This window comes from Atopomonas hussainii (genome assembly GCF_900109735.1).
GTDB classification, from domain to species: Bacteria; Pseudomonadota; Gammaproteobacteria; order Pseudomonadales; family Pseudomonadaceae; genus Atopomonas; species Atopomonas hussainii.
In genome coordinates this window covers 1-23,439 of the sequence record NZ_FOAS01000020.1, presented here as the reverse complement: position 1 = coordinate 23,439, position 23,439 = coordinate 1, and the positions used below count along the sequence as shown (strand labels likewise).

At 57.8% G+C, this 23,439-nt stretch carries 23 protein-coding genes, 1 tRNA gene and 1 pseudogene; 13 read left to right on the top strand and 12 right to left on the bottom strand.

Annotated elements, in window-relative coordinates:
- Window positions 1-82 precede the first annotated feature (82 nt).
- The 3 genes from BMX80_RS16345 to BMX80_RS16335 all read left to right on the top strand — a co-directional run bounded on the left by BMX80_RS16345 (window position 83) and on the right by BMX80_RS16335 (window position 3,315).
- Window positions 83-1,273: a Bcr/CflA family multidrug efflux MFS transporter gene (locus tag BMX80_RS16345; protein ID WP_074870493.1), complete on the top strand. Its 1,191-nt coding sequence runs from the start codon at window positions 83-85 to the stop codon at window positions 1,271-1,273.
- 132 nt (window positions 1,274-1,405) lie between these two features.
- Window positions 1,406-2,296 carry a prohibitin family protein gene (locus tag BMX80_RS16340; RefSeq protein ID WP_071871986.1) on the top strand — a complete coding sequence of 297 codons (891 nt, stop codon included), beginning with the start codon at window positions 1,406-1,408 and terminating at the stop codon, window positions 2,294-2,296.
- A 281-nt stretch (window positions 2,297-2,577) separates the two neighbouring features.
- On the top strand, window positions 2,578-3,315 hold the full coding sequence (locus BMX80_RS16335; protein ID WP_074870492.1) for a substrate-binding periplasmic protein: 738 nt from the start codon (window positions 2,578-2,580) through the stop codon (window positions 3,313-3,315).
- Between the two features lie 69 nt (window positions 3,316-3,384).
- On the opposite strand, the gene BMX80_RS16330 is transcribed toward BMX80_RS16335, so the two are convergent.
- Both BMX80_RS16330 and BMX80_RS16325 read right to left on the bottom strand, forming a co-directional pair.
- Window positions 3,385-4,884, bottom strand: a complete 1,500-nt coding sequence (locus BMX80_RS16330; protein WP_074870490.1) for a CoA-acylating methylmalonate-semialdehyde dehydrogenase — start codon at window positions 4,882-4,884, stop codon at window positions 3,385-3,387.
- Between the two features lie 47 nt (window positions 4,885-4,931).
- Window positions 4,932-6,287, bottom strand: a complete 1,356-nt coding sequence (locus BMX80_RS16325) for an omega-aminotransferase AptA (protein WP_175474920.1) — start codon at window positions 6,285-6,287, stop codon at window positions 4,932-4,934.
- A gap of 139 nt (window positions 6,288-6,426) precedes the next feature.
- Here BMX80_RS16325 and BMX80_RS16320 point away from each other — a divergent pair, with 139 nt between their 5' ends.
- Window positions 6,427-7,362 carry a LysR family transcriptional regulator gene (locus BMX80_RS16320; protein ID WP_074870488.1) on the top strand — a complete coding sequence of 312 codons (936 nt, stop codon included), beginning with the start codon at window positions 6,427-6,429 and terminating at the stop codon, window positions 7,360-7,362.
- Window positions 7,363-7,465: 103 nt separating this feature from the next.
- Entirely contained in the window at window positions 7,466-8,842 is a 1,377-nt protein-coding gene (locus BMX80_RS16315) for an L-serine ammonia-lyase (RefSeq protein ID WP_074870485.1), read from the top strand.
- Window positions 8,843-8,984: 142 nt separating this feature from the next.
- Here the strand turns inward: BMX80_RS16315 and BMX80_RS16310 are convergent, their stop codons facing one another.
- The 5 genes from BMX80_RS16310 to BMX80_RS16290 all read right to left on the bottom strand — a co-directional run bounded on the left by BMX80_RS16310 (window position 8,985) and on the right by BMX80_RS16290 (window position 12,503).
- The gene (locus BMX80_RS16310) at window positions 8,985-9,194 is read right to left on the bottom strand and encodes a cold-shock protein (RefSeq protein WP_071872795.1); all 210 of its coding nucleotides are present in this window, start codon (window positions 9,192-9,194) and stop codon (window positions 8,985-8,987) included.
- A 342-nt stretch (window positions 9,195-9,536) separates the two neighbouring features.
- A complete protein-coding gene (gene efp / locus BMX80_RS16305) occupies window positions 9,537-10,103 on the bottom strand; it encodes an elongation factor P (protein WP_074870483.1) in 567 nt (188 codons plus the stop codon).
- Between the two features lie 42 nt (window positions 10,104-10,145).
- The gene (gene earP / locus BMX80_RS16300; RefSeq protein ID WP_083394360.1) at window positions 10,146-11,276 is read right to left on the bottom strand and encodes an elongation factor P maturation arginine rhamnosyltransferase EarP; all 1,131 of its coding nucleotides are present in this window, start codon (window positions 11,274-11,276) and stop codon (window positions 10,146-10,148) included.
- Between the two features lie 153 nt (window positions 11,277-11,429).
- The gene (locus tag BMX80_RS16295; protein WP_074870480.1) at window positions 11,430-11,903 is read right to left on the bottom strand and encodes a peroxiredoxin; all 474 of its coding nucleotides are present in this window, start codon (window positions 11,901-11,903) and stop codon (window positions 11,430-11,432) included.
- 42 nt (window positions 11,904-11,945) lie between these two features.
- Entirely contained in the window at window positions 11,946-12,503 is a 558-nt protein-coding gene (locus tag BMX80_RS16290) for a glycine cleavage system transcriptional repressor (RefSeq protein ID WP_071872865.1), read from the bottom strand.
- Between the two features lie 238 nt (window positions 12,504-12,741).
- On the opposite strand from BMX80_RS16290, the gene dapA reads away from it, so the two are divergent.
- The 6 genes from dapA to BMX80_RS16260 all read left to right on the top strand — a co-directional run bounded on the left by dapA (window position 12,742) and on the right by BMX80_RS16260 (window position 17,995).
- Window positions 12,742-13,623, top strand: a complete 882-nt coding sequence (dapA, locus tag BMX80_RS16285) for a 4-hydroxy-tetrahydrodipicolinate synthase (RefSeq protein WP_074870478.1) — start codon at window positions 12,742-12,744, stop codon at window positions 13,621-13,623.
- A gap of 20 nt (window positions 13,624-13,643) precedes the next feature.
- Window positions 13,644-14,732, top strand: coding sequence for an outer membrane protein assembly factor BamC (gene bamC, locus BMX80_RS16280; protein ID WP_074870476.1), 1,089 nt, complete (start codon window positions 13,644-13,646; stop codon window positions 14,730-14,732).
- A 102-nt stretch (window positions 14,733-14,834) separates the two neighbouring features.
- Window positions 14,835-15,545, top strand: coding sequence for a phosphoribosylaminoimidazolesuccinocarboxamide synthase (gene purC / locus BMX80_RS16275; RefSeq protein ID WP_074870475.1), 711 nt, complete (start codon window positions 14,835-14,837; stop codon window positions 15,543-15,545).
- Window positions 15,546-15,612: 67 nt separating this feature from the next.
- Window positions 15,613-15,702: transfer RNA gene (locus BMX80_RS16270), tRNA-Ser, on the top strand.
- A gap of 95 nt (window positions 15,703-15,797) precedes the next feature.
- Entirely contained in the window at window positions 15,798-17,468 is a 1,671-nt protein-coding gene (locus tag BMX80_RS16265) for a site-specific integrase (RefSeq protein WP_074870473.1), read from the top strand.
- A 248-nt stretch (window positions 17,469-17,716) separates the two neighbouring features.
- Complete coding sequence (locus BMX80_RS16260) at window positions 17,717-17,995, top strand: hypothetical protein (protein ID WP_074870471.1); 279 nt, start codon at window positions 17,717-17,719, stop codon at window positions 17,993-17,995.
- Window positions 17,996-18,042: 47 nt separating this feature from the next.
- Here the strand turns inward: BMX80_RS16260 and BMX80_RS16255 are convergent, their stop codons facing one another.
- The 5 genes from BMX80_RS16255 to BMX80_RS16225 form a co-directional block, all read right to left on the bottom strand.
- Window positions 18,043-18,522 (bottom strand): ribonuclease H family protein, encoded by a 480-nt coding sequence (locus tag BMX80_RS16255; protein WP_074870469.1) that lies wholly within the window; start codon window positions 18,520-18,522, stop codon window positions 18,043-18,045.
- 82 nt (window positions 18,523-18,604) lie between these two features.
- The gene (locus tag BMX80_RS16250; protein ID WP_074870467.1) at window positions 18,605-19,576 is read right to left on the bottom strand and encodes a ParB/RepB/Spo0J family partition protein; all 972 of its coding nucleotides are present in this window, start codon (window positions 19,574-19,576) and stop codon (window positions 18,605-18,607) included.
- A 9-nt stretch (window positions 19,577-19,585) separates the two neighbouring features.
- The gene (locus tag BMX80_RS16245; protein ID WP_074870466.1) at window positions 19,586-19,834 is read right to left on the bottom strand and encodes a hypothetical protein; all 249 of its coding nucleotides are present in this window, start codon (window positions 19,832-19,834) and stop codon (window positions 19,586-19,588) included.
- A gap of 395 nt (window positions 19,835-20,229) precedes the next feature.
- Complete coding sequence (locus BMX80_RS16235; protein WP_074870463.1) at window positions 20,230-20,886, bottom strand: Rha family transcriptional regulator; 657 nt, start codon at window positions 20,884-20,886, stop codon at window positions 20,230-20,232.
- Between the two features lie 338 nt (window positions 20,887-21,224).
- On the bottom strand, window positions 21,225-21,845 hold the full coding sequence (locus BMX80_RS16225) for a recombinase family protein (protein ID WP_074870462.1): 621 nt from the start codon (window positions 21,843-21,845) through the stop codon (window positions 21,225-21,227).
- A gap of 383 nt (window positions 21,846-22,228) precedes the next feature.
- Here BMX80_RS16225 and BMX80_RS16220 point away from each other — a divergent pair.
- Together BMX80_RS16220 and BMX80_RS16215 are read left to right on the top strand one after the other, a co-directional pair.
- Window positions 22,229-22,949 (top strand): annotated as a pseudogene (locus BMX80_RS16220) (type I restriction endonuclease); the annotation flags it as partial.
- A gap of 214 nt (window positions 22,950-23,163) precedes the next feature.
- The coding region (locus BMX80_RS16215; protein WP_139214188.1) for a transposase at window positions 23,164-23,439 on the top strand (276 nt) is incomplete at its 3' end.

Genomic DNA, 23,439 nt, shown 5'->3' with positions numbered 1-23,439 from the left:
ATGCTGTTTGAGTATTGCACAGGGTACGCATCGCTGCCCGAGCGCCCCCTGCAAGCAGACCAACAACCCATTTGGATACCGCATGCCACTGCGTTTATTGCTGATACTGGGCGCGCTCAGCGCCTTTGGCCCACTGGCCATCGACTTTTACCTGCCCAGCTTCCCGACTCTCGCTAAAGCCTTTGCCACCGACGTGCAGCACGTGCAGTGGAGCCTGTCGGCCTACTTTGTTGGCGTGGCACTAGGGCAGTTATTTTACGGCCCAATGGCCGACCGCTATGGGCGGCGCAAACCTTTGCTGGTGGGCATCACCCTGTTTGCCTTGGCCTCGGTCGCCTGCGCTATGGCTACCACGCTGGAACAACTGATTGCCGCGCGCTTTGTGCAAGCCCTGGGCGGTTGCGCCGGGATGGTGGTGGCTCGCGCGGTGGTGCGCGATTTGTGCGACACCCTGACCACTGCCAAAGTGTTTTCGCAGCTCATGCTGGTGATGGGCCTCGCGCCAATTCTGGCGCCCATTGCCGGTGGCTGGTTATTGGTGCATGCCAGCTGGCCGTGGATTTTCCTCTGGCTGGCGCTCATCGCCAGCCTGTGTTTGCTCGCTGTGGCGCTGTATCTGCCGGAAACCCTGCCCAGCGAACTCCCCCGCGCCAAGCTCAGCCAAGCCGGTAAACAATACCGCCGCTTGCTCAGCGATCGGCGCTTTATGGCCTATGGTTTAAGCGGCGGCTTAGTCATGGCGGGCATGTTTGCCTACATCGCCGGCTCGCCCTATGTGTTTATCAGCCTGTACGGCATTAGCGAGCAGCACTACGGCTGGCTGTTCGGCGCCAATGCCGCGGGTTTTATCATCGCCGCGCAAATCAACGCCCGCTTGCTGCGCTATGCCCCGCCGCAGGTTTGGCTAGGCCGCATCATGCTGATTACCGTGGCGTGTGCCTTAGTCTTACTGGTGATTGCCCAACTGCAGCCACGCAGCCTGTGGCCAATATTAGTGCCGTTGTTTGGCTATATCGCCAGCATCGGCTGCCTACTGCCCAACGCCACCGCCTGCGCCATGAGCGGCCAAGCCGCCAACGCTGGCAGCGCCTCTGCCATGCTCGGCTTTAGCCAGTTTGCCGTGGCCGGTTTTACCTCGGCACTGGTCGGCGTGTTGCACAACGGCACGGCTCAGCCGTTAGCGTGGGTGATGGGGGCTTGTGCGGTGTTGGCACTGCTCTGCGTGCTTAGCAGTAAAGGCCCAGCGGAAGACTCACCGCGCAAAACGTCATAACCACGACGGGCGCCACACACTCACTCAGCCAACCTTGTTCCACAGGCCTTACAAGGTTAGGGTTGCCCCTCTGCGCCAGACAGCACTCGCAAAACGAACGCCGCCGTTATCCCCTCAAATAAGGATGCTTGAATGAACAACCTGCCCACACCCCCGAAGATCAGCAACAAGGCTGTCGCCATCGGTGCCACTGTAGTACTGGGCATTTTCGCCTTAGCCAGCTCTTGGTACACCATCGACGAAACCGAGCGCGGGGTTTTACTGCGCAATGGCGCGCTGGTTGGCGTTATTGAGCCGGGGCTGTCCTTCAAAGTGCCCTTTATCGAGAGCGTTAAGCTGATTTCCATTCAAAGCCAAGTCACCCTGTATGACCGCTTGCAGGCCTACAGTAAAGACCAGCAGGCCGCCACGCTGCGCGTATCCGTGTCATGGCATGTAGCGCCTTCCGAGGTAGCCAAGGTCTATACCGCCTATCAAACCAGCGACTCCATGCGCGAACGCCTGATCAGCCGCCAAGTGCCGACGCAAGTCGAAAATGTGTTTGGCCGCTATAACGCCGTGGCTGCCGTGCAAAACCGTGGCCAGCTTGTGAGCGACATCTCCACAGCCATCAAAAACAGCATCAAAGGCCCCGTGGTGATTGATAGCGTGCAGATCGAAAACATCGACTTCTCCGATGCCTACGAGAAAGCAGTTGAGGCGCGTATGACCGCCGAGGTGCAGGTCAAAACGCGCGAGCAACAACTAGCCACCGAGCAAGTACAGGCGCAGATTCGCGTCACTCAAGCGCAAGCTGAAGCGGACTCAAAACTGGCCCAAGCCAAAGCCGATGCCGAAGCCACTCGCCTACGCGGCCAAGCCGAAGCCGAAGCCATTCGCGCTCGTGCCGAAGCACTGGCGAGCAATAAGAATCTGGTGGAATTAACCAAAGCCGAGCGCTGGAATGGTGTTTTGCCCACCACGGTATTGCCTGGCGATGCAGTGCCGTTTATTGATGCGGCAGCCTATCAACGCCAGCAATAACTGTCCGCACCAACCCAAGCCGGCCTAACGGACACATCACGTTGGGCCGGTCTAAGGATTACCGGAACAATTCTCCACTTATTAAGTGGCTATAGCTAAGACAGCCACTTACCGCACCACTGCTCAACTATTCCTCACCGCGATACTTCCGTGCTGCCAAGTCGACAACACAGCAGCGGCTGAACCGCTAAAATCAGCTCATGAGCGTTGCCTTTGTGGCCTTGGCTGCTTCAGGCAATGCGCCTCACCTTTATGTGGCCTTATCACTTCACGGAGTCCTTATGCCCGCTATTCGGCTTTTGACCGCACTTTGGTTATTGTCTTTTGCCAGCCTAGCGCCAGCACAACCCCTAGTTCTGCTGACGGAAAACCTACCGCCCTTCAGCATGGCCGCCAGTGGCGGTAACTTTGCTAAAGAGGCTGACGTGCAAGGCATCAGTAGCGACACCGTGCGCGCCATGTGCCAAAAGGCCGCACAAGAATGCCAACTGATTCTGCGCTTCCCCTGGGATCGTCTGTACAAGCAAACGCTGGAGCACAAAGGCTATGGCTTGTTTTCCACGATTCGCACACCAGAGCGCGAAACGCTGTTCAAGTGGGTCGGCCCCATTGCTGTCAGTGACTGGGTACTGCTGGCCAAGGTGGACAGCCCGATCAGTCTAGATAGCCTGGAACAAGCCGCCACGTACCGCATCGGCGGCTACCGTAACGATGCCATTTCGCAATTTCTGCTCGACCGCGGCCTAGCGGTACAAACTAGCCTGCAAGACAAAGAAAACCTCAACAAACTTGAGAAAGGCCTGATCGATTTGTGGGCTACCGATGATGTCACCGGGCGTTTCATGGCTAAACAATCACCGTTGGGCAGCCTGAAAGTCGTCTATCGCTTCAACAGCGCTGACCTGTATTTGGCACTGAACCACGAAACCCCTGACGAGGTCGTGCAGGCATTGCAAACAGCGCTGGATGAACTGCGTGCACAAGGCGAGTTAACCGCGATTAAGAACAGCTATTTCTAAGCCCTAAGCGCCCAAGCCAAGACAGCAAAAAGCCGGCAAACGCCGGCTTTTTTACGCACCGCTAATTACTTAACCATTACTAGGAAAAGCAAACTGCGCTGCTTCGTGGCTGGCGCGTTCTGGCCAGCGTTGGGTGATGGTTTTGCGCTTGGTGTAGAAGCGCACGCCATCGGGGCCGTAGGCGTGCAGGTCGCCGAACAGCGAACGCTTCCAGCCGCCGAAGCTGTGGTAGCTCACCGGCACCGGCAGGGGTACGTTGACGCCGACCATGCCCACTTCGATTTCGTCGCAGAACAAGCGCGCCGACTCACCGTCGCGAGTGAAGATGCAGGTACCGTTGCCGTATTCGTGGTCGTTGATCAACTGCATGGCTTCTTCCAAGCTGCCGACACGCACGATGCACAGCACAGGACCGAAGATTTCGTCGCGGTAAATGGTCATCTCTGCGGTGACCTTGTCGAACAGGCAGCCGCCCAAGAAGAAGCCCGCCTCGTTACCGGCTACGCTGAGGCCGCGGCCATCGACCACCAGCTCAGCGCCTTCGCTAACGCCGGTGTCCACATAACCACGCACCTTGTCGCAATGCTGACGAGTGACCAGCGGCCCCATGTCGAGGCCACAAGAAGTGCCCGCACCGATCTTCAGTGCCTGAATTTTCGGGGTTAGCTTGGCCACCAACGCGTCGGCCACTTGATCGCCTACCGCCACGGCTACCGAGATCGCCATGCAGCGCTCGCCGCACGAGCCGTAAGCCGCGCCCATCAAAGCATTCACGGCGTTATCCAAATCGGCATCGGGCATGACCACCGCGTGGTTTTTCGCCCCGCCCAAGGCCTGCACGCGCTTACCGCGACGGTTGGCCTCGGTGTAGATGTATTCGGCAATCGGCGTGGAGCCGACAAAGCTGATGGCTTTTACCGTAGGCGATTCGATCAGCGTATCCACCGCCAGCTTATCGCCCTGCACGACGTTGATCACACCGGCAGGCAGACCGGCTTCGTGCAGCAGCTGGGCGATCATCAGGGTGGAGCTTGGGTCACGCTCAGACGGCTTCAACACGAAGGTGTTGCCGCACACGATGGCCAGCGGATACATCCACAGCGGCACCATGGCCGGGAAGTTAAACGGGGTAATGCCAGCTACTACGCCCAGCGGTTGGAAGTCGCTCCAGCTGTCGATATTTGGCCCAGCATTACGGCTGTATTCGCCTTTGAGCAGCTGCGGTGCGCCACAGGCAAATTCGACGTTCTCGATGCCGCGCTTGAGTTCGCCAATAGCGTCTTCGATGGTTTTGCCGTGCTCTTGGCTGATCAGCTCGGCAATCTTGCTTTCGTTTTCTTCCAGCAGTTGCTTAAAGCGGAACATCACCTGCGCACGCTTGGCCGGCGGCGTGTTGCGCCACGCGGGAAATGCGGCTTTAGCGGCAGCAATGGCTTGCTCGACGGTGGCCTTGTCGGCCAGCTCTACGCGGCGAAAGGCTTCGCCCTGCGAGGGGTTAAACACCTCGGCTTCGCGGCCGCCGCCGGCTACGAGTTCACCATTAATAAAATGCACAATCGGGGTGGTCATCTGTTTTCTCCAAACCTAAAAGCGTTGTGGCAGCGCGGGGCTGGCCATTAATCCAATTGAGTTAGCGCGTCGCCCACTGCGTTGAACAAGGTGTCCAGCTCGTCGGCGGTGGTGTTAAAGGTGGGGCCAAATTGCAGCGTGTCGCCGCCAAAGCGCACGTAGAAACCGGCGCGCCATAAAGCCAAACCGGCCTCGAAGGGGCGGATCACCGCATCGCCATCACGCGGCGCCAATTGCAGGGCACCTGCCAAGCCGCAGTTACGGATATCCAGCACATGCTGGCTGCCCTTTAGGCCGTGCAGTTTTTCTTCAAACACTGGCGCCAGCGCGGCGGATTGTTCGATCAGCTGTTCGCGCTCGAGCAGTTCCAGCGTGGCCAAGCCTGCGGCGCACGCCACCGGATGGGCGGAATAGGTGTAGCCATGCGGAAACTCGATCATGTGCTCCGGCGCGGCTTGGTTCATAAAGGTCTGATAAATCTCGCCACTGGTGACCACCGCGCCCATGGGGATGGCACCGTTAGTGATCTGCTTGGCGCAGTTGATGATGTCTGGCGTGACACCGAAGTATTCCGCGCCAGTGCGCTTGCCCATACGGCCAAAGGCGGTGATCACCTCATCGAAAATCAGCAGGATGTTGTGCTGCGTGCAGATCTCACGCAGACGCTGCAAGTAACCCTGCGGCGGCACGATGACGCCGGCAGAACCGGCCATGGGCTCGACGATCACCGCGGCAATGTTCGAGGCATCGTGTAGCTCAATCAGCTTGAGCAATTCGTTGGCCAGCTCGACCCCGCCGGTTTCTGCCATGCCTTTGGTAAAGGCCAGCTGCGGCTGCAAGGTGTGCGGCAGGTGGTCGGCGTCCATCAGTGTGCCGAACAGCTTACGGTTACCGCCGATGCCGCCCAAGCTGGTGCCAGCGACGTTAACGCCGTGATAACCACGCGCCCGACCAATCAGCTTGGTCTTGGTGGCATGGCCTTTTAAGCGCCAATAGGCGCGGGCCATCTTGATTGCGGTGTCGGCGCACTCGCTGCCGGAGTTGGTAAAGAACACATGGCCCAGCTCGCTGGGCATCCACTGGGCGACCTTTTCGGCGAGCTGAAACGCCAGCGGCTGGCCAAACTGAAAGCCCGGCGAGTAATCCAGCGTACTCATCTGCTTGCTCACCGCCGCAGCAATCTCGCTACGGCAATGGCCGGCACCGCAGGTCCACAGGCCGGAGAGGCTGTCGAACACGCGACGGCCATCGGCATCAATCAGGTATTTGCCTTCGGCGCCGACAATCATCCGCGGATCGCGGTGAAAGCTGCGGTTAGCAGTGGTCGGCATCCAGAAGCTGTCCAGCTTCAAACCGGCGGTGGACGATGGGGCTGTCGCGGACAAACTGTGCGGCATGTTCATGGGTTGGCTCCAAGCAATAAGGGCCGCGCCCGGCAACCACCCACAGGCCGAACGCGATAAAGATTGAGCCTAGACTGCCACGCGGTTAGATTCACAAAAATCCAACTCTTTAAACCTTAAGTTGCAGAGTAACTAAACAATGAGCCAGCGCCGCGCCGAACCCCTCGCCCAAGTCAGCGACTTTGAAATCCGTCTACTGCGCGTGTTTCGCGCCGTGGTGGAATGCGGCGGCTTTTCAGCAGCGGAAAGCGCCCTCGGTATTGGCCGCTCGGCCATCAGCCAGCAAATGAGCGACTTGGAACAGCGCCTAGGCCTGCGCCTGTGCCAACGTGGTCGCGCCGGCTTTGCCTTAACCGAAGAAGGCCAAGAGGTGTACCAAGCCAGCCTGCAACTGCTCGCCGCACTGGAAGGCTTTCGCAGCGAAGTGAACAGCCTGCACCAACATTTACGCGGCGAGCTGAACATTGGCCTGACCGACAACTTGGTCACCATCCAATACATGCGCATCAGCAACGCGCTTAGCCAGCTGAAAGAGCAAGGCCCAGACGTGCAGATCAACATCCGCATGAGCCCGCCGGATGAAGTGGAGCAAGGCGTGCTCGATGGCCGCCTGCAAGTGGGCGTGGTGCCGCAAACCGCGCCGCTCTCAGGGCTGGATTACCAAGCCCTGTATGGCGAGCGCTCGCTGCTGTACTGCGCCGTTGGCCACCCGCTGTTTTATGTCGACGACCGCAAACTCAGCGATGCGCGCTTAGATGAGCAAGAGGCCATCGCCCCGACCTTCCGCTTGCCAGCCGATGTGCAAGCGCACTACCAACGGCTGAACTGCACCGCCAGCGCCAGCGACCGCGAAGGCATGGCTTTTTTGATCTTAACCGGGCGCTATATCGGCTATCTGCCCGACCACTACGCCGAAAGCTGGGTGCAGCAGGGCCGCTTGCGTGCCCTAAAAGCCGAGAGCCGTTTCTACGATTTGCAGCTGGCCTCGGTCACCCGCAAAGGGCGGCGGCCTAACTTGGTGCTGGAGTGTTTTCTGCAAGCACTGGCTGCCACAGCTGAACCGGTCACCGCCTGACAACCCAACGCGTCGCCGCCGCTTACAGGGGTGTCGCATCCTCGCGCGTCAACGCTCAACCAGCTGACTAAGCTGTAAGCAGTGACTACCGCGCGAGAATCCCATGGCGTTAAGTGTGTTTGACCTGTTCAAAATCGGTATCGGCCCCTCTAGCTCGCACACGGTGGGGCCGATGCTGGCGGCCGTGCGTTTTGTCGAGGGGCTAAAGCGCGATGGCCTACTCAGCCAAGTGGCTAATGTGAAGGCTGAGCTGTATGGCTCGCTCGGTGCCACTGGCAAAGGCCACGGCAGCGACACCGCTGTGCTACTGGGCTTGGAAGGTCACTACCCCGATCAAGTGGATACCCAGCGCGTGCCGGATTACCTCGCTGCTATTCGTAGCAGCGGCCGGCTCAAACTGCTCGGTGAACACGCCATCGCCTTTGTCGAAAAACAGCATGTGCTGATGATTCGCAAGCCGCTGCCCTATCACCCCAACGGCATGATCTTCCGCGCGCTGGATAGCGCCGGCGTGCAACTGCGCGAACGCGAGTACTACTCGGTCGGTGGCGGTTTTGTGGTGGATGACAGCGCCGCCGGTGCCGACCGCATCGTCGCCGACACCACCGCTCTGCCCCTGCCCTTCACCACCGCCAAGCAACTGCTGGCGCACTGCGCGGAACACAAACTGTCGATCAGCGAAGTGATGCTGCGTAACGAAAGCGTATGGCGCAGCGAAGCCGAGACCCGCGCCGGCCTGCTGAAGATTTGGCAAGTGATGCAAACCTGCGTCGATAACGGCTGCCGCACCGAAGGCATCATGCCCGGCGGGCTGAAAGTGAAACGCCGCGCCCCAGCCCTCAAGCGCCAGCTTAGCGACAACCCCGAAGCCAACCTGCGTGACCACCTTAACGTGCTGGACTGGGTCAACCTCTACGCGCTGGCGGTGAATGAAGAAAACGCCAGCGGCGGCCGCGTAGTCACCGCGCCCACCAACGGCGCCGCCGGTATCGTGCCCGCTGTGCTGCACTACTACACCCGCTTTACCCACGGCGCGGGCAACGACGGCGTGGTGCGCTTTCTACTCACCGCTGCGGCGATTGGCATTCTATATAAAGAGCAAGCGTCGATCTCCGGCGCGGAAGTCGGCTGCCAAGGTGAAGTGGGCGTCGCCTGTTCCATGGCCGCCGGCGCGCTGTGCGAAGTGTTAGGCGGCAGCACCGCGCAAGTGGAAAACGCCGCCGAGATTGGCATGGAACACAACCTAGGCCTAACCTGCGACCCCATCGGCGGCCTAGTGCAAGTACCGTGCATCGAGCGCAACGCCATGGGCGCGATCAAAGCCATCAACGCCGCCCGCATGGCCCTGCGCGGCGACGGTCAGCACTTTGTCTCGCTGGATAAAGTCATCCGCACCATGCGCCAGACCGGTGCTGACATGAAGAGCAAATATAAAGAGACCGCACGCGGCGGTTTGGCGGTGAATATTATTGAGTGTTGATGAAGTGGCCATACGCTTAGCTACAAGCTAAAAGAACCAAGCCAAACGCCCGCAACCAGAAACAAAACACCCTGCACAAGGTAGCTTGAGCAGGGTGTTTAGCGGCACCAGTTAAAAATGCCTGGTGCCTAGTATCCAAGACTTAGATCTTGGCAACGTCCTCAGCTTGCAGACCCTTTTGACCTTGGGTCACAGAGAACTCCACCTTCTGACCTTCGGCCAGACTGCGGTGGCCTTCGCCACGGATGGCGCGGAAGTGCACGAACACGTCCGGACCAGCAGCACGAGAAATAAAACCAAAGCCTTTGGTGTCGTTGAACCATTTTACGGTTCCGATCTCACGATCAGCCATTACCACTCTCTCCAAATCTTGCGATGTGATGACCTGAGGGCAAAACACCCACAGGGTGCGACCGACTTAAACACGCTTCTTATTATGCTTATTGGGCTTCCCGGTCTAAGACTTGGGAGGCGCATAGGCAAAGGCGTTCCTATCGCGGCCTGTCCCGAGTATACCCACGGCAAGATGACTGAAAAGCCTTTTTGGCCAATATCTAGAAAACACAGCCTAATTTTTTCACCGTTTGTCGGCATTCGCCCTGTCGATGACCATTCTGCCATCGCACCTTGGCACCCCAAACAGCAAAAAGCCCCGGCAATGCCGAGGCTTTCTGGTGCTACGCGAGAGGATTAATTAACCCTTGGCGCGGCCTTTGTACTCGTTGGTACGGGTGTCGATCTCGATCAGCTCGTCGTTCTCAATGAACGCCGCTACTTGCAGCTCGAAACCACTGCCCAAACGGGCCAGCTTCATGACTTTGCCCGAGGTATCGCCACGCGCGGCTGGCTCGGTGTACACCACTTTACGCACGATGGTGGTCGGCAGTTCGATGGAGATCACGCGGTCGTTGTAGAACACGGCTTCACACACGTCGCTCATGCCGTCTTCGATGAAGTTGGCTACATCGCCCAGGTCTTCTTTCTCGACTTCGTGCTGGTTGAACTCGGGGTCCATGAACACAAACATCGGGTCAGCGAAGTAGGAGTAGGTCACTTCCTTACGCTCAAGGATCACCGGCTCCAGCTTGTCGTCGGCTTTGTACACTGTCTCGGTGGCGCGGCCATCGAGCAGGTTCTTCAGCTTCATCTTCACCACGGCGGCGTTACGGCCAGACTTGTTGAATTCAGCCTTCTGGATCACCCATGGGCTGCCATCGACCATGGCAACTTGGCCAGCGCGAAACTCTTGTGCGGTTTTCATACGGACTATCCGAAACAAATAAATAGATTGGAAAGCCGCGCACTATAACCAAGTCGCGTAAAAATGCATCAATTTTAATGCGGCATCCTCTTGCGCCATGAGGCCGGCGCGCCACGCTGCGTGATGTTTTTGCAGTACCGGCAAGGAGTTACGCAGCTCAGGCCACCTCTGCCGCATGTCGGTCTGTTGGTTCCACGCCAGCTGCACCTGACGCACCAAAGCCGCCTGCTCAGCAGCAAGCCCGCTCACGTAGCGATCAAGAAACGCGTTCAGCTTGTCTAGATGCGCATCGTCAGCTTGCCGATAGATATGCCACAGCAGCGGTGCCGCGGCCCACTGCGCGCGCACAAAAGAATCCTCACCGCGCACAAAGTTCAGGTCGCAACTCCACAGCAGCTGGTCGTAATCGTCCTGCGGCAAAAACGGCAGCACCACTAAGGTTAAGGCGCCGCGCGTCAGCACATCGCCCACCGCTAGCTGCTCAACGCCCAAGGCTTGCGCGGCCAGCGGCACTAAGCGCCCCGCTGGTAACAAAGCGATAACCGGCGCGCTATCGACCTGCCAGGCGGCTAACAAAGACGCCAACGGCGCATCGGCGTAGGCAAACAGTGACACCAGCAGCGCTTGCTCTAACTGCGCCAGCGGCACATTTAAAGTTTGTAAAAACGCCCGCCGATCAAACCCTGCCTGCGCGGCCATGAGCCCTTGCTCGCGCAGCAAACCGCCGGTCTTGGCAGTAAAACCGGGGAAGAAGAAGTGTTTTTTTAACCCTGCCTGTGGCGATGGCAAACCGTGACAGCCTTCCACCCAATCCTCGGCAGACAGGTATTCCAAGTTCAGCCACAAGGGTGGGCGGGGTTGTGCCGCCATGCGCGCCACATACGCGGCGGGCAGCTCGCAGGCAAAAGCCTCGATCACCACATCCGGCGGTTCGGCCTGTTCGGCTTGGGCATCCCAGCGCCATACATCGACACCCGCTAAGACTTGCTGCTCGAGATGCGGGTTAGCGGCTGGCCACAGGTGCGCCAAGGCGGCGGGCTCATCCACCCACAAGCGCACCTGCTGGCCATGCTCGGCCACCAACTGCCGCGCCAAGCGCCAGGTCACGCCAATGTCGCCGTAGTTATCCACCACGGCACAAAAGATGTCCCAGCGGGCGGGCGCAGTGTGCAACGTGATTACTCGCTCTTGGTTAACGAAGCGCTGATTTAATCGTCGAACGGTTCAAGCACAAGGCGTACGGCGCGCAGCAAGCGAGGCATACCGCTTGGTAGACGAGCTTGCGAGCACCGCACAACGCAGTGATTGAATCGTGCAGACATTAAATCAGTGTTTCGCTAAAGCCTGCGCGGCGGCCAGCACCTCATCCACATGGCCTTTGACTTTGACCTTGCGCCACTCACGGCGCAGCACGCCTTGAGCATCGATTAAGAAGGTGCTGCGTTCGATACCTTCGTATTCGCGGCCGTAGAGCTTTTTCAGCTGGATGACATCGAACAGACGGCAGAAGGTTTCGTCCGGATCGCTGATCAGCTCGAAGGGAAAACTGTGCTTGGCCTTAAAGTTTTCGTGGGTGCGCAGGCTGTCTTTCGATACGCCAAAAATCACCGTATTAGCCGCCGCAAAGGCGTCGATCTGGTCGCGAAAGCCTTGGCCTTCGGTGGTGCAACCCGGGGTGTTGTCTTTGGGGTAGAAGTACACCACTACTTGCTTGCCCGCCAGCGCGGCGTTATCCAGCGTAACGCCACTGGTGGCTTGGGCAGTAAAAGCCGGCAGGGCTTGATCGAGTTGTACGCGCATAGGTCGTCCTCCGTCAGCACTTAATAAATCATCAACAGCGGCTTAGCCATGGGTTGGGCGCCACGGCTCGATGATCGCGTCTAGGTTCAGCGAGTCGGCAAAATCTAGGAATTGCTCACGTAACCAGCTGATCTGGATGCCTTGCGGCAAGTTCACCGTCAGCGTGGCGGTCATCAGCAGGCTCGAGCTGTGCGGCGCCTGATAGGTGTCGCAGGTCATCGCTTCTAGCTCGATGTTGTGCAGAGCAAAAAAGTGGCACAGCTCATTCAGCACATCGGGGCGATACGCCGCATTGGCATACACCACGTAAGGCAGGCCATCACTGCGCGGGGCGTTGACCGGGGTGCGTAAAACCGACACCTGCCAGCCCATACGCTTGCCCAGCGGGGCGAGGTTGTTCTCTAGACGCACTAAGGCATCCCAGCTGCCTGACACTTGTAGCACCATAGCGCCGGCTTGTGCGTGACGGCTTAAGCGTGACGAACTCACCGAGCAGCGTGCCTCCAACGACAAACGACACAGCTCGCTGGCCATGCTGCGCGGGTCGTCGCCTAACACAGAAATTAACAGTTGCTGCTCACGCGGTGCTTCTTGGCTCATGGTGGGGCGAATCGCTAAAGAAATAAAAAAGGCCGGCAAGGTTACCCAAAAGCCTAGCCGAGCTCTACCACACTCGACAGCGACTCGGCGCATGCCACATTACGGATTAGTACAAGCACGGTAGCAGACAAGAAACCACGCCCACAGAGCACTCAGCGCCCCTTGGCGGCTTGTCGGCAGCCTTTAATGACCAGTACCATTACGCCTTTCGTTTATACACCCCGCAGGAGTGGTGCGCATGATTTGCGGCAGTATGGTGGCGCTCGTCACCCCCATGGATGCTCAAGGTCGTCTGGATATGGACGCCCTGCACAAACTGGTGGACTTCCACCTGCAAGAGGGCACCAACGCCATTGTCGCGGTCGGCACCACCGGCGAATCCGCCACGCTGGACTTCGACACCGAACACTTAGAAGTCATCCGCCGCGTGGTCGATCAGGTGAACGGGCGCATCCCGGTCATCGCCGGCACCGGCGCTAACTGCACGCGCGAAGCCATCGAGTGGACGCAAGCGGCCAAAGAAGTCGGCGCCGATGCCGCGCTGCTGGTCACGCCTTACTACAACAAGCCGACCCAAGAAGGCCTGTACCTGCACCACCGCGCCATCGCTGAAGCGGTGGCCATTCCGCAGATTCTCTACAACGTACCGGGCCGCACCGCCTGCGACATGCTGCCGGAAACCACCGAGCGTCTAGCCAAGATCAGCAACATCATCGGCATTAAAGACGCCACCGGTAATCTGGAGCGCGGCAAAGAGCTGCTTGAGCGCCTGCCGAAAGACTTCGCCGTGTACTCCGGTGACGACCCAACCGCCGTCGAGCTGATGCTGATGGGCGGCAAAGGCAATATCTCGGTCACCGCCAACGTCGCGCCGCGCTTAATGAGCGAAATGTGCGCCGCCGCACTGGCCGGCGACGCCGACAAAGCCCGCGCGCTGAACGACCAAATGATGCCGTTGCACAAAAACCTGTTCATCGAAGCCAACCCGATTCCGGCCAAGTTCGCATTGCACGAAATGGGTCTGATTCAGGAAGGGATTCGTCTGCCCATGACTTGGCTCAGCCCGCGCTGCCACGAAGCCGTGCGCCAAGCCATGCGTCAGACCGGCGTTATCGCCTAATTAAGGATTTGGGGGAATTCATGAAGCACCTTGTTAAGTTGTCTGTTCTTACCGTCGCCATAGCCGGCGCCTCAGGATGTGGCTGGCTGTACGGTGAGAAAGGCTACTTCCGCGATCGCAGCGACGACTACCTAAAAGACCGCGTCGCCCCGGTCATGCAAGTGCCGGCTGGCGTAGAAACCCGCCCGCTCGACCCGCTGTTGGCCATCCCCAGCCATGTGCCGCTGCCGAGCACCACCCCGGGCGAATACGAAGTGCCGCGCCCCACTGCGCTGCGCCTGAAAGAAAACACCAGCGAATTCAGCCTGCAAAAGCAAGGCGAGCGCCGTTGGGTAATTGCCCAGCGCCTGCCCAGCGAAATGTGGCCAGCGACCCGTCAGTACTTTGAAGACAACGGCTTCAATCTGACCCGCGAGCGCCCGCAAACCGGCGAGCTAGACGCCAGCTGGAGCCAGCTGAGCCAACTCAGCGCCGGTCTGCAAAGCCGCCTCAATAGCCGCGTGCAGAACCTCTCACCGACCCAGCATTTAGCCGTGCGCATCGAGCCTGGCGTGCAGCGCAACACCAGCGAACTGCACATCTCTGCTGCCCCTTCCAGCCCGAGCCTTGAAGGCGCCCTGCTGGACGAGCTGATGCTGGCGCTGGCCCGTAACGAAGAACGCGGCGGCTCGGTATCCCTGCTCGCTGGCGGCGAACGTCCGCAAGGCCAACAGTTCGACAGCCCCGGTCGCGTTAGCTACAGCGAAGACGGCAACGGCATGCCGCTGCTGAATCTCGACACCGACTTCAATCGCGCTTGGTCCAGCGTTGGCCGCGCCTTGGAAGAAGCCGACATTCGCGTCGACGACTTAAACCGCACCCAAGGCATCTACTACATCAACATCGCCGAAGGCTCGCGCAAAAAAGCCGAAGAGAAAAAAGGCTGGTTCAGCGGCGCGTTCTCGTCCGATGAAAAATATGACGAAAACACCCCTGGCGAGCGCTATCAGCTGCGCCTAAGCCAATACGGCGAGCGCATCCAGATCAACCTGGAAAAGAGCATCGAAACCGCCGCACCGGCCGAGGTATCCCGCGAAGTGCTGCAACGCATTCAGGAATACCTGTACTAAACCAAACACTGCGCGCCTAACGCGCGCAGGTTTTAGCGACTCAGCAAGGGCTAGACTGCAATGTCTGGCCCTTGCCCATTCACCGCCCTGTGGAGAACTCCCATGGAAAAACGTAACGAGCTGTACCGCGGCAAAGCCAAGTCCGTGTACACCACCGATGATGCCGACCGCTTGGTATTGCTGTTCCGTAACGACACCTCGGCCTTTGACGGCAAGAAAGTCGAACAGCTCGACCGCAAGGGCATGGTCAACAACAAATTCAACGCATTCATCATGCAAAAGCTCGAAGAAGCCGGCGTACCGACTCAGTTCGACGCCCTGCTCTCCGACAACGAATGCTTGGTGAAAAAACTCGACATGATCCCTGTCGAGTGCGTGGTGCGTAACTTCGCCGCCGGCTCCTTGGTACGCCGCTTGGGCTTGGAAGAAGGCATTGAGCTGAAGCCCTCCACCTTCGAGCTGTTTTTGAAGAACGACGCCTTGGGCGACCCCTTCATCAACGAATCGCACGTCGAAGCCTTCGGCTGGGCCAAGCCCGAGCAACTGGTCGAGATGAAAGCCCTGTCGCTGAAAGTGAACCAAGTGCTCAGCGCCCTGTTCGACGCGGCTGGCCTGCTGCTGGTCGACTTCAAACTGGAATTCGGCGTGTTCCACGGCCAGATCGTCCTCGGCGACGAGTTCTCCCCGGATGGCTGCCGCCTGTGGGACAAAGAAACCCGCAAGAAAATGGACAAAGACCGCTTCCGCCAAGGCCTTGGCGACGTGATCGAGTCTTACGAAGAAGTCGCCCGCCGCATCGGCGTGCCGCTGTAAAAAAGCCGCAAAATCATCAGCCTAGCGCGTGCCACCGCACGCCTAAGCTGCTATGATGCGCGCCCACGGAGAGATGCCGGAGTGGTCGAACGGGACGGATTCGAAATCCGTTGTACGGGCAACCGTACCTAGGGTTCAAATCCCTATCTCTCCGCCATTTTAAGAAAGGCCTGCAAAATCAATAACTTGCGGGCCTTTTTCATTTCTAGGCCAGTGCTGCACCCTTGAATTCGTACAAAGGTGTCGTACAAAATGGCCTGCATGCCAAGCCCTACCAGATGCCCTAAAACAGGGACTTACCTTTACCGCAAAGCTGTTCCTGAGCGCCTACGCAGCCTCATTGGTAAGCGTGAGTGGAAGGTCTCTCTACACACCAAAGACTTCTCAGAAGCGCGCATCCGCTTTGCTGCTGAAAGCGCCAAGTGTGAGGCTGCCTTCGCTGCCGCCGAAGCCCAGCTCCAAGGCGTTGTTCTACTCATTCCCTCAGACGCCCCCAAGCTGGCCGACCGCTGGAAAAAGCATGTGCTGGAGACTTGGCAACAAGACCACTCAAGCATCGAAGCCTTCTTGGCGCGTGATAGTGAAGGTGGCGCCGTCGCCTTCTCTTCAGTGGCACCGGCAGCGCCTGAAGACACCGTCCTCCCTTTGCTGAGAGAGGAACTACAGCGCCAAAAACTACCGATGCCTGCGCAGCACTCACCCACGTACGCACCCTTAGTAGCTGAATTTGCACGAAGCTGGGTGTCGCTCTGCGAATACGCCGAGCTACGCGCCCACGACGATTGGAGGTCAGCCCCCGACACCTCAGCAGCGGGCCAGCCCCTTGCTCTGGAAGCGACCACCCCCAAAGCACCCAAGCTATCTGAAGCCTTTGATGCTTGGTCGTCATTCACCAAAGCCACTGCAACCAGCCAGCGCACCAGCGACAACACCAGCAACGACTACGCCACCACTGTGCGCCGCTTTGTTGAGCTGTACGGCGACCTCCCCGTAACAGAGATAAGCCGCGCCAAGGTCTTCAGCTTCTACGAAGCATTGAGCCAGATTCCTGTGAAGGGCATTCCAAGAGGCCTCGCCGCTGCCGCAGCCATCGAACAAGCAAAGGCTCAGGGCTTACCCCTTCCGAGCATCCACAGCGTTAAGAAGCGCTTAAAGAGCCTTGCCGCTGTGCTATCTCACGCCCGCCAGCAAGGCCATATAGCCGAGGAACCCGTCTCAGCTTCAGGCGTTCTGTCTCGCCTCTCCAAGTCAGCCCGCAAAGTCGAGACTAGGAGCCGCAGCGACAAGACCTACACCCGCAAAGAACTCACGGCGATTCTTGGCAGCGCCTTGTTCCATGGCAAGTGGTCGCCCGCTCGCGCCGACTATGGCAAAGCGCCTTATTGGCTCCCGCTGCTTATGGCGTATACAGGCGCAAGGCGTGAAGAGCTGGCCCAACTTCTGACCAAAGACGTAAAGCACGACGCTGAAGCTGCCTGCTGGTATCTGGACATAAGCGACAGCGACGGTAAAACAACCAAGACAGCCGACAGCAATAGACGCATGCCGCTGCACGGCGACCTTCTGGCCCTTGGGTTCGTTGAGTACGCGCAGAGCCTGCCCAAAGACGGGAGGCTGTTCCCTGCCCTACCCTACAACGCTCGCAACGGTTACGGGGCGGCGTTTGGGAAGCTCTGGCAAAAGTACCTGACCAAAGAGCTAGGCCTGATAAGCAGTGTTAGCCCTTCGCATGGCTTCCGTCACACCTTCAAGACCTTATGTCGAGAGGTAGGCATCCCCCGAGAGGTGGGTGACTGGATGGTGGGCCACTCATCCCCAACAGTCGGGGACTCTTACGGGGAAAATCCACTAACGCGCATGGCCCGAGAGCTGACGAAATTCCCGCGCCTAGCAGTTGAAGCTGGCTTATTGAAAGAGGCCTGACTGACAGAGGTAAACAACGATTCACGCTTTAGCAGCTCCTGCCGCTTAGACGCTAAGCCCACAGCAGAGAGAAAGACAGCAACGCTTGAAAAGTTACGGAAGCGGTGCATATCTCCTGTAAACGTGCGTCTATATGCTACAAAACGAAAACGGCAGACTGCAATTTTTAGTTTCTCCTAGGTAGGCTTTTCAGCACTCACAGCACGCGCTGTGCAGGCCTTAAAGAACGTGACAAGGAGAAAGGAACAATGTCCGTAGTAGTAGCAGCAACCACCCCCACCTTCAGACCTAGCCCTCATGTATTCGCTGAGCAGACCGACTCGTTGGCGCTGTATCTCGGTACGCTAGTCGAAGAGCGGGACGCCGTTGGCAGCTCTTGGTGGTTAGTTAGCAAGACCTTAGCCGAGCGCCTTGAGACTATGGACGAAGTTGTCCTCACTGACGCTTTCTCGTATTGGTGGCGGTGTAGCAACCCTTCGCCCGAGGCCGCCCTGAGCGACTTAGGCCTAACCGACTACCTGCACTAAGCAAGCCCCCAAGAAGCCCCCGAGATACGCTCTCAGGGGCTTTTTCGTTAAGCCTTAGTGCGCAGTCTATTCACCGTTTTACCTTGCGCGCCAAGCCCTGCCAAAGCGTCAGCCTGTTCATTGCCGATAATGCCGCTGTGACCTCTAACCCAGACGACAGTGACGCCTTTAGTCTGTAACTGCTGGTCAACTTCTTCCCATAGGTCGCTATGGCTGGGTGGCTTACCGTCTGCCTTCTTCCAGCCTCTTTGCTTCCAGCCGTCTAACCACTCATTACAAGCGTCGGCTATGTATTTGCTGTCGGTGAAGACGGTGATAGGCGCCACCTTAGTGCAACGCTTTAACGCTTCGACAATCGCCATAAGCTCAGCCCTTGAGTTGGTCTGTTGTTGGTCAGCAGGAACTGGCCCAGCAATCTCTAAGCGCTTCCCTTGCGGGTTGGTTAAGACAGCTCCGAAGCCTGCCTTGGCTTTGCTGGTGCCGTTGTTCAGGCATGCGCCGTCGGTGTAAATCGTGTATTTGGTCATTGGATGAATGTCCTTTACTGGGTGAAAAGGTCGCCTCAGGGTGGGTATGAGACCCCCCTGATGAGACCCACCTGACAACCCCTCAAAAGTCCGAGGAGCTGTCCTCCAGTTCAACGTCGTTAAATAGTGATTTAGGGTCGTGGTCAAAGCCTTGCGCTTGTTGCCACTCCAAGAACCCCGCCATGGCCTCTGTAGAGATTGCAGCCTCATCATCACTAAGCAGTGGCTTGGGGGTTACTGAGAAAGCCTTGGTCAGCTTGGTGACTCCCTCGGCGGGCTTGAGGTCGCGCAGGTGGAAGCCGACAGCGTTGTGAGCGCTCTTCATCACCTCGGGGCCGTATGCCTCGGCAAGGCTGACTAATAGCTGGGCAATCTCTCGCCCCGCTCTTTGCACCTTCCAGTCATCGCCCTTGCGCGTAGGCGTAGTGCCTCGCCTTGCGTCTCGCCAAGTGTCCGGCGCTGGGTGTTCATCCCAGTATGCTTGTAAAGCCTCTTCGCCAGCGCTGCCGCTCAAGTCTGAGTTTATTAGACCCGCCTCAACACCTCTCTTTCGGATGTTCTTGCGCATTTTCTTAATCGTCTCGCTGCTTACGCCTAGCGCTCCCGCAGCCTCGGTTTTATTCAACCGTCTGAAGTGGTCAGACTCGGGGAGGTTCAGACATCGCCAAGCGTTCTCAGCGCGCTGGTGCTTGTCGAGCCTTAGGCCGTGGCTCAGGTTCGCTCTTCCCGCTGCAATCAGGGCATGCGCTATACCGCAACCGTCCAAGACCTCGGCAGCAATGACCTTTTTCTTGAGTTGCTCATGTGCCCAGAAGCGGTGGAAGCCATCGACCAAGTAGAAGCGCCCGCCCTTGTCGGCCTCAGCTTTAACGACCTGAACAGGCGGCAGCCTTACACCTTGGCTTATGGCCTGCTTTAAGTCGTCCAGATGTTCAAAGCTCGACGGCGTGAGCGGTGCCCTGTGCCTCACTATGGGCGCTTTCGTGTTGCGATTCTGTAGGCGTGCGCTGGTGATGATGTTTGTCAGGGGAATGGATTGGTATCGTCCCTTCATTGCTTGACCTCAGCGCGTCCGAAAGATTGGCCCGAGGGCTTTCCAATGCGGCTGCTCAGCGTCCGGCTTGGCAAACTCCAGCAATTCAAACTCATCAAAGCGTGTGAAGCTGCCCTCAAGCGCAAGCTCAAGCGCCTCCCCTAGGCGAACCTCGCGCCCCTGCCAGCGTGACAACAAGTCGGCAAGGTTGGTTAGTTCGTCTAGGTGGCGCGGGCGAATGTGTAGATTGAGGCGAGTTAGCGCTCGTTCTTTTTTCATGGATTAATGTCCTTGTGATAGGCAAGCGCAGAGACCCCGCCTAGGTATTTGGCAGGGGGCGCTTAGTGGGTGTTAAGGGATTGCTGAGCCGTCGCTATGACGATGGCTGGTTCAGCTAGTACTGGTGGTAAAACAGCAGGGGCTTAGAGACGGACGACAGAAAGGCGAGGTTTGCCCGAACGCATGATGAGCTTGTGAAGGCCGGACTCGGAGATGGTCAGCGCGCCGTGACCACGAAAGCCCAGTAGTTTGCCTACCCTCTTTTCCTCCCCGCTAAAGGTCTGAATTTTTAAGACCCCCACCTCGTCGTCCTTGAGCTGGAGGAGTGGGTAAGTGCGGTACTCCTTGGCGACAACCCAGCAGCTCAGCAAGCTCTCGGCTGCTCATGGTGATACTCAGGCCACCAACTCCATACCCTTGTCGGTCAGGGTGATAACCGAGAAGCCGCGCCCATCGAATCCCTCAACGAAGAACTTCTTGGACTTGGCATAGACCGCCCAGATGCCTTGGCGCTTGTGAAGGTGGCCCTTAGCGGCCAGCGTGGCCTGCACTTGCATGGTGTTGACGTAGGGCAGCTTGCGAGCGAAGTCCATGATAGTGGTGCGCTTACGGGAGCCTACGGCGGTGCCGATAGTGGCCGCTGGTTTCATGGCTTCGTTCTGGAGGCGCAAGGTTTCCTTCTCTTCCATCGTAGTGGCCGCTAAGCGCAGGGCTTCAGCGTAGGTCTGAGGGATTTGGAAGACTGGCTGGGTGACTTGGGCTTCCAGTTCCTGCCAGCGGTCAACCAGCTTGGCGGTGAACTCAGGGGATAGCTGAGCGACGATGACGTAGCTGTCACGCTTGCCGATGCGGTAGACGCTCATCATGCGGGTACGGCCCATAGCGTCTTTGGTGGGTTCATCCTGCATTGCAGGACGGACAATCACACCCTTCGCCACAAGGCGCTCGATGGTCACCTTCACGTTGTCGTGGCGGCAGCCCAACAGCTCGGCAATCTCTAGGCTGCTCATGGTCAGGGTGTTGGCGGTGTTCAGGGAGGTCAGTGCGTTCATTGTTCAGTGTTCCTAACGGTTATGTATTTATCAACGGTTGCGGTTCTTTTAGGCAAAGCAGTACTTGCTCTGAAGGACAGAGTGCAGTTCCAAGTTGCCTTTACTGGGGAGTGGCGGGAGGTCGTCGAGCTGCGCCGGGTCTAACTGGAGGAGTACCTGTTCGCGGAAGTCTTTGAGGACGTCGTGTTCGCTGTAGAGCTGCATGAAGGCCACTCGGACGTACATGAAGAGGCTTTGAGTGCGGCTAGGTAGTGTTCCATCGACCCCAAAGGGAAAGGCAACACAATATATAGTGCCAACAACCCTCACCCCTCCCTAGTACTGGTGGTTTAAGCCTGCTACTTAGCTCTGTCTCGCGCCCTCAAGACCGTACTGGTGCTGACCTGTAAAGTCTGGGCTGTCTCTCGGATGCCGTAGCCATCGCCCAACATCTTGAGAATGCGCGCGTGCTTCTCCTTGTCGATGCCTCGGCCCTTATAGGCTCCCTTCTCCTTGGCCTTGGCAATGCCCTCATTCTGGCGTCGGCGCCTGTCTTCGTAGTCTTTGCGAGCCACAGCGGCGAGCATGTCCAGCATCATGTCATTCACTGCCGCCAGCATGCGGGAGGTAAAGGCGTCTGTAGCCGTCTCAGCATCGCTAAGGAACTGGTGAGAGGTCGGTAAGTCCAGAGCCACTACCTTGACCTGCTTAGCCTTAATCGCAGCGCGTAAGCTCTGCCAGTCGCTTTCAGTGAGGCGTGATAGGCGGTCTACCTGTTCCACTAAGAGAACGTCTCCAGCGTGCGCTTCGTCCAGCAGGCGGAACAGCTCAGGCCGCTGTAGTGATGCCCCGCTTTCGTTCTCCACATAGTAAGCGGCGACCTTCTTCCCTTTCTCTTCAGCGAACTTGGCAAGAGAGCTGCGAGCGCGGTTAGAGTCTTGCTCGCTGGTACTGGCGCGCAGGTAAGCACGGATAAACATAGGGAGGAGTCCTTGTGGTCGTTTAAGTGTTGTCACTATTACTGTTGTCGTTTGAGTTGTCAATCGCCAACAAACAACAACAAAGACCGCCCCTTTAGCCGTAGTCGCTTAGGTATACCCAAAAGGAACAGAGTGAACGCAGCAACCCAGCCCGCTTGCGCGGCAGGATGGTAAGGGGTTGGAGGTTTACGCTTAGCTTGCTGCTAAGAGGCTGGGCAGCAATTCTCAAAGAGACCACCCCGCCTACGGGGGGAACTGGGCCGAAGCCTTATTTATTAAAGGCCATTCAGATTTTTCGCCCAAAAACTGCTCAGCACTTCACGGATTGCAAGACAAGCTCAAGTGCTACTAGGATGCAGGCAGTCCCTAAAAAGGAGCAGGACATGGAATTCATTGACAAGCTGAACGCTCTCGCCTCAAAGGTTCGCCAGCAAAGCGCGCCCATTCAAACCGAAGAAGCTACAAAAAACGCTTTCGTTATGCCCTTCATCCATTCTGTTTTGGGCTACGACGTATTCGACCCCACAGAAGTGACCCCAGAATATGTGTGCGACGTTGGCACCAAGAAAGGGGAAAAAATTGACTACGCCATTCTCAAAGGTGGCGAAGTGCAGATTCTGATTGAGTGCAAAAAAATTGGCGAGCCACTAAGCCTCAACCACGCAAGCCAGCTTTTCCGCTATTTCCACGTCACCAATGCCCGTATTTCCATTCTCACCAACGGTCGCATTTTCAAGTTCTTCACAGACCTCGATGCTCCTAACAAGATGGACGAAAAACCCTTCTTGGAGCTGGACTTGCTGGACATTGACGAGCATGTAATCCCCGAGCTGCAAAAGCTGACCAAGGATGCTTTTGACGTGGACTCAATCATCAATGCAGCGGGTGAATTGAAATACGTTGGACAGCTCAAGAAAGCCATTGCTGGGCAGTTCTCCAAGCCAGACGACGACTTTGTGAAGCTATTCGCCAGCCGAGTCTATGACGGCATGCTGACTCAGAAAGTGCGTGAGCAGTTTTACGAGCTTACCCGCAAAGCACTGGCTCAGTTCTTAAATGACCAGATAAACGACCGCCTCAAGTCAGCCATGAGTGGCGCGGTAGTTCAGACTCAGATTGCCCACGAGCCTGCCACCAACGAAGAGAGCGCTGACCAAGAGGAGGACAAAATTGTCACGACTCTGGAAGAGGTCGAAGGCTTCCATATCGTCAAAGCCATCTTGCGCACCGTGGTCGATGCTAAGGAAACGCTGATTTATTCCTCAGCAGCTCTCTTGGCTGGCACAATCGCGGGAAGCCCATCGCCTGAGTCAGCCGCATGCAAAAAACCTTTTCCGAAGCCGAATATGCCGGCAAGAAAAAGCTGACACGCCGCGATCGATTTCTCAGCGATCTTGAGCAGCTCACGCCTTGGACCTTGCTTGAAGCTCAGATTGCCCCCTTCTATGCAGACAACACGGGCAAGCGTGGGCGTCCCAGCATTGGTTTGCCACGCATGCTTCGCTTGTACGTTGTGCAGCAGTGCTTTGGTCTTTCGGACGAAGGCACAGAAGATGCGGTTTACGACAGTCAGGCTATTCGCGGCTTTGTCGGT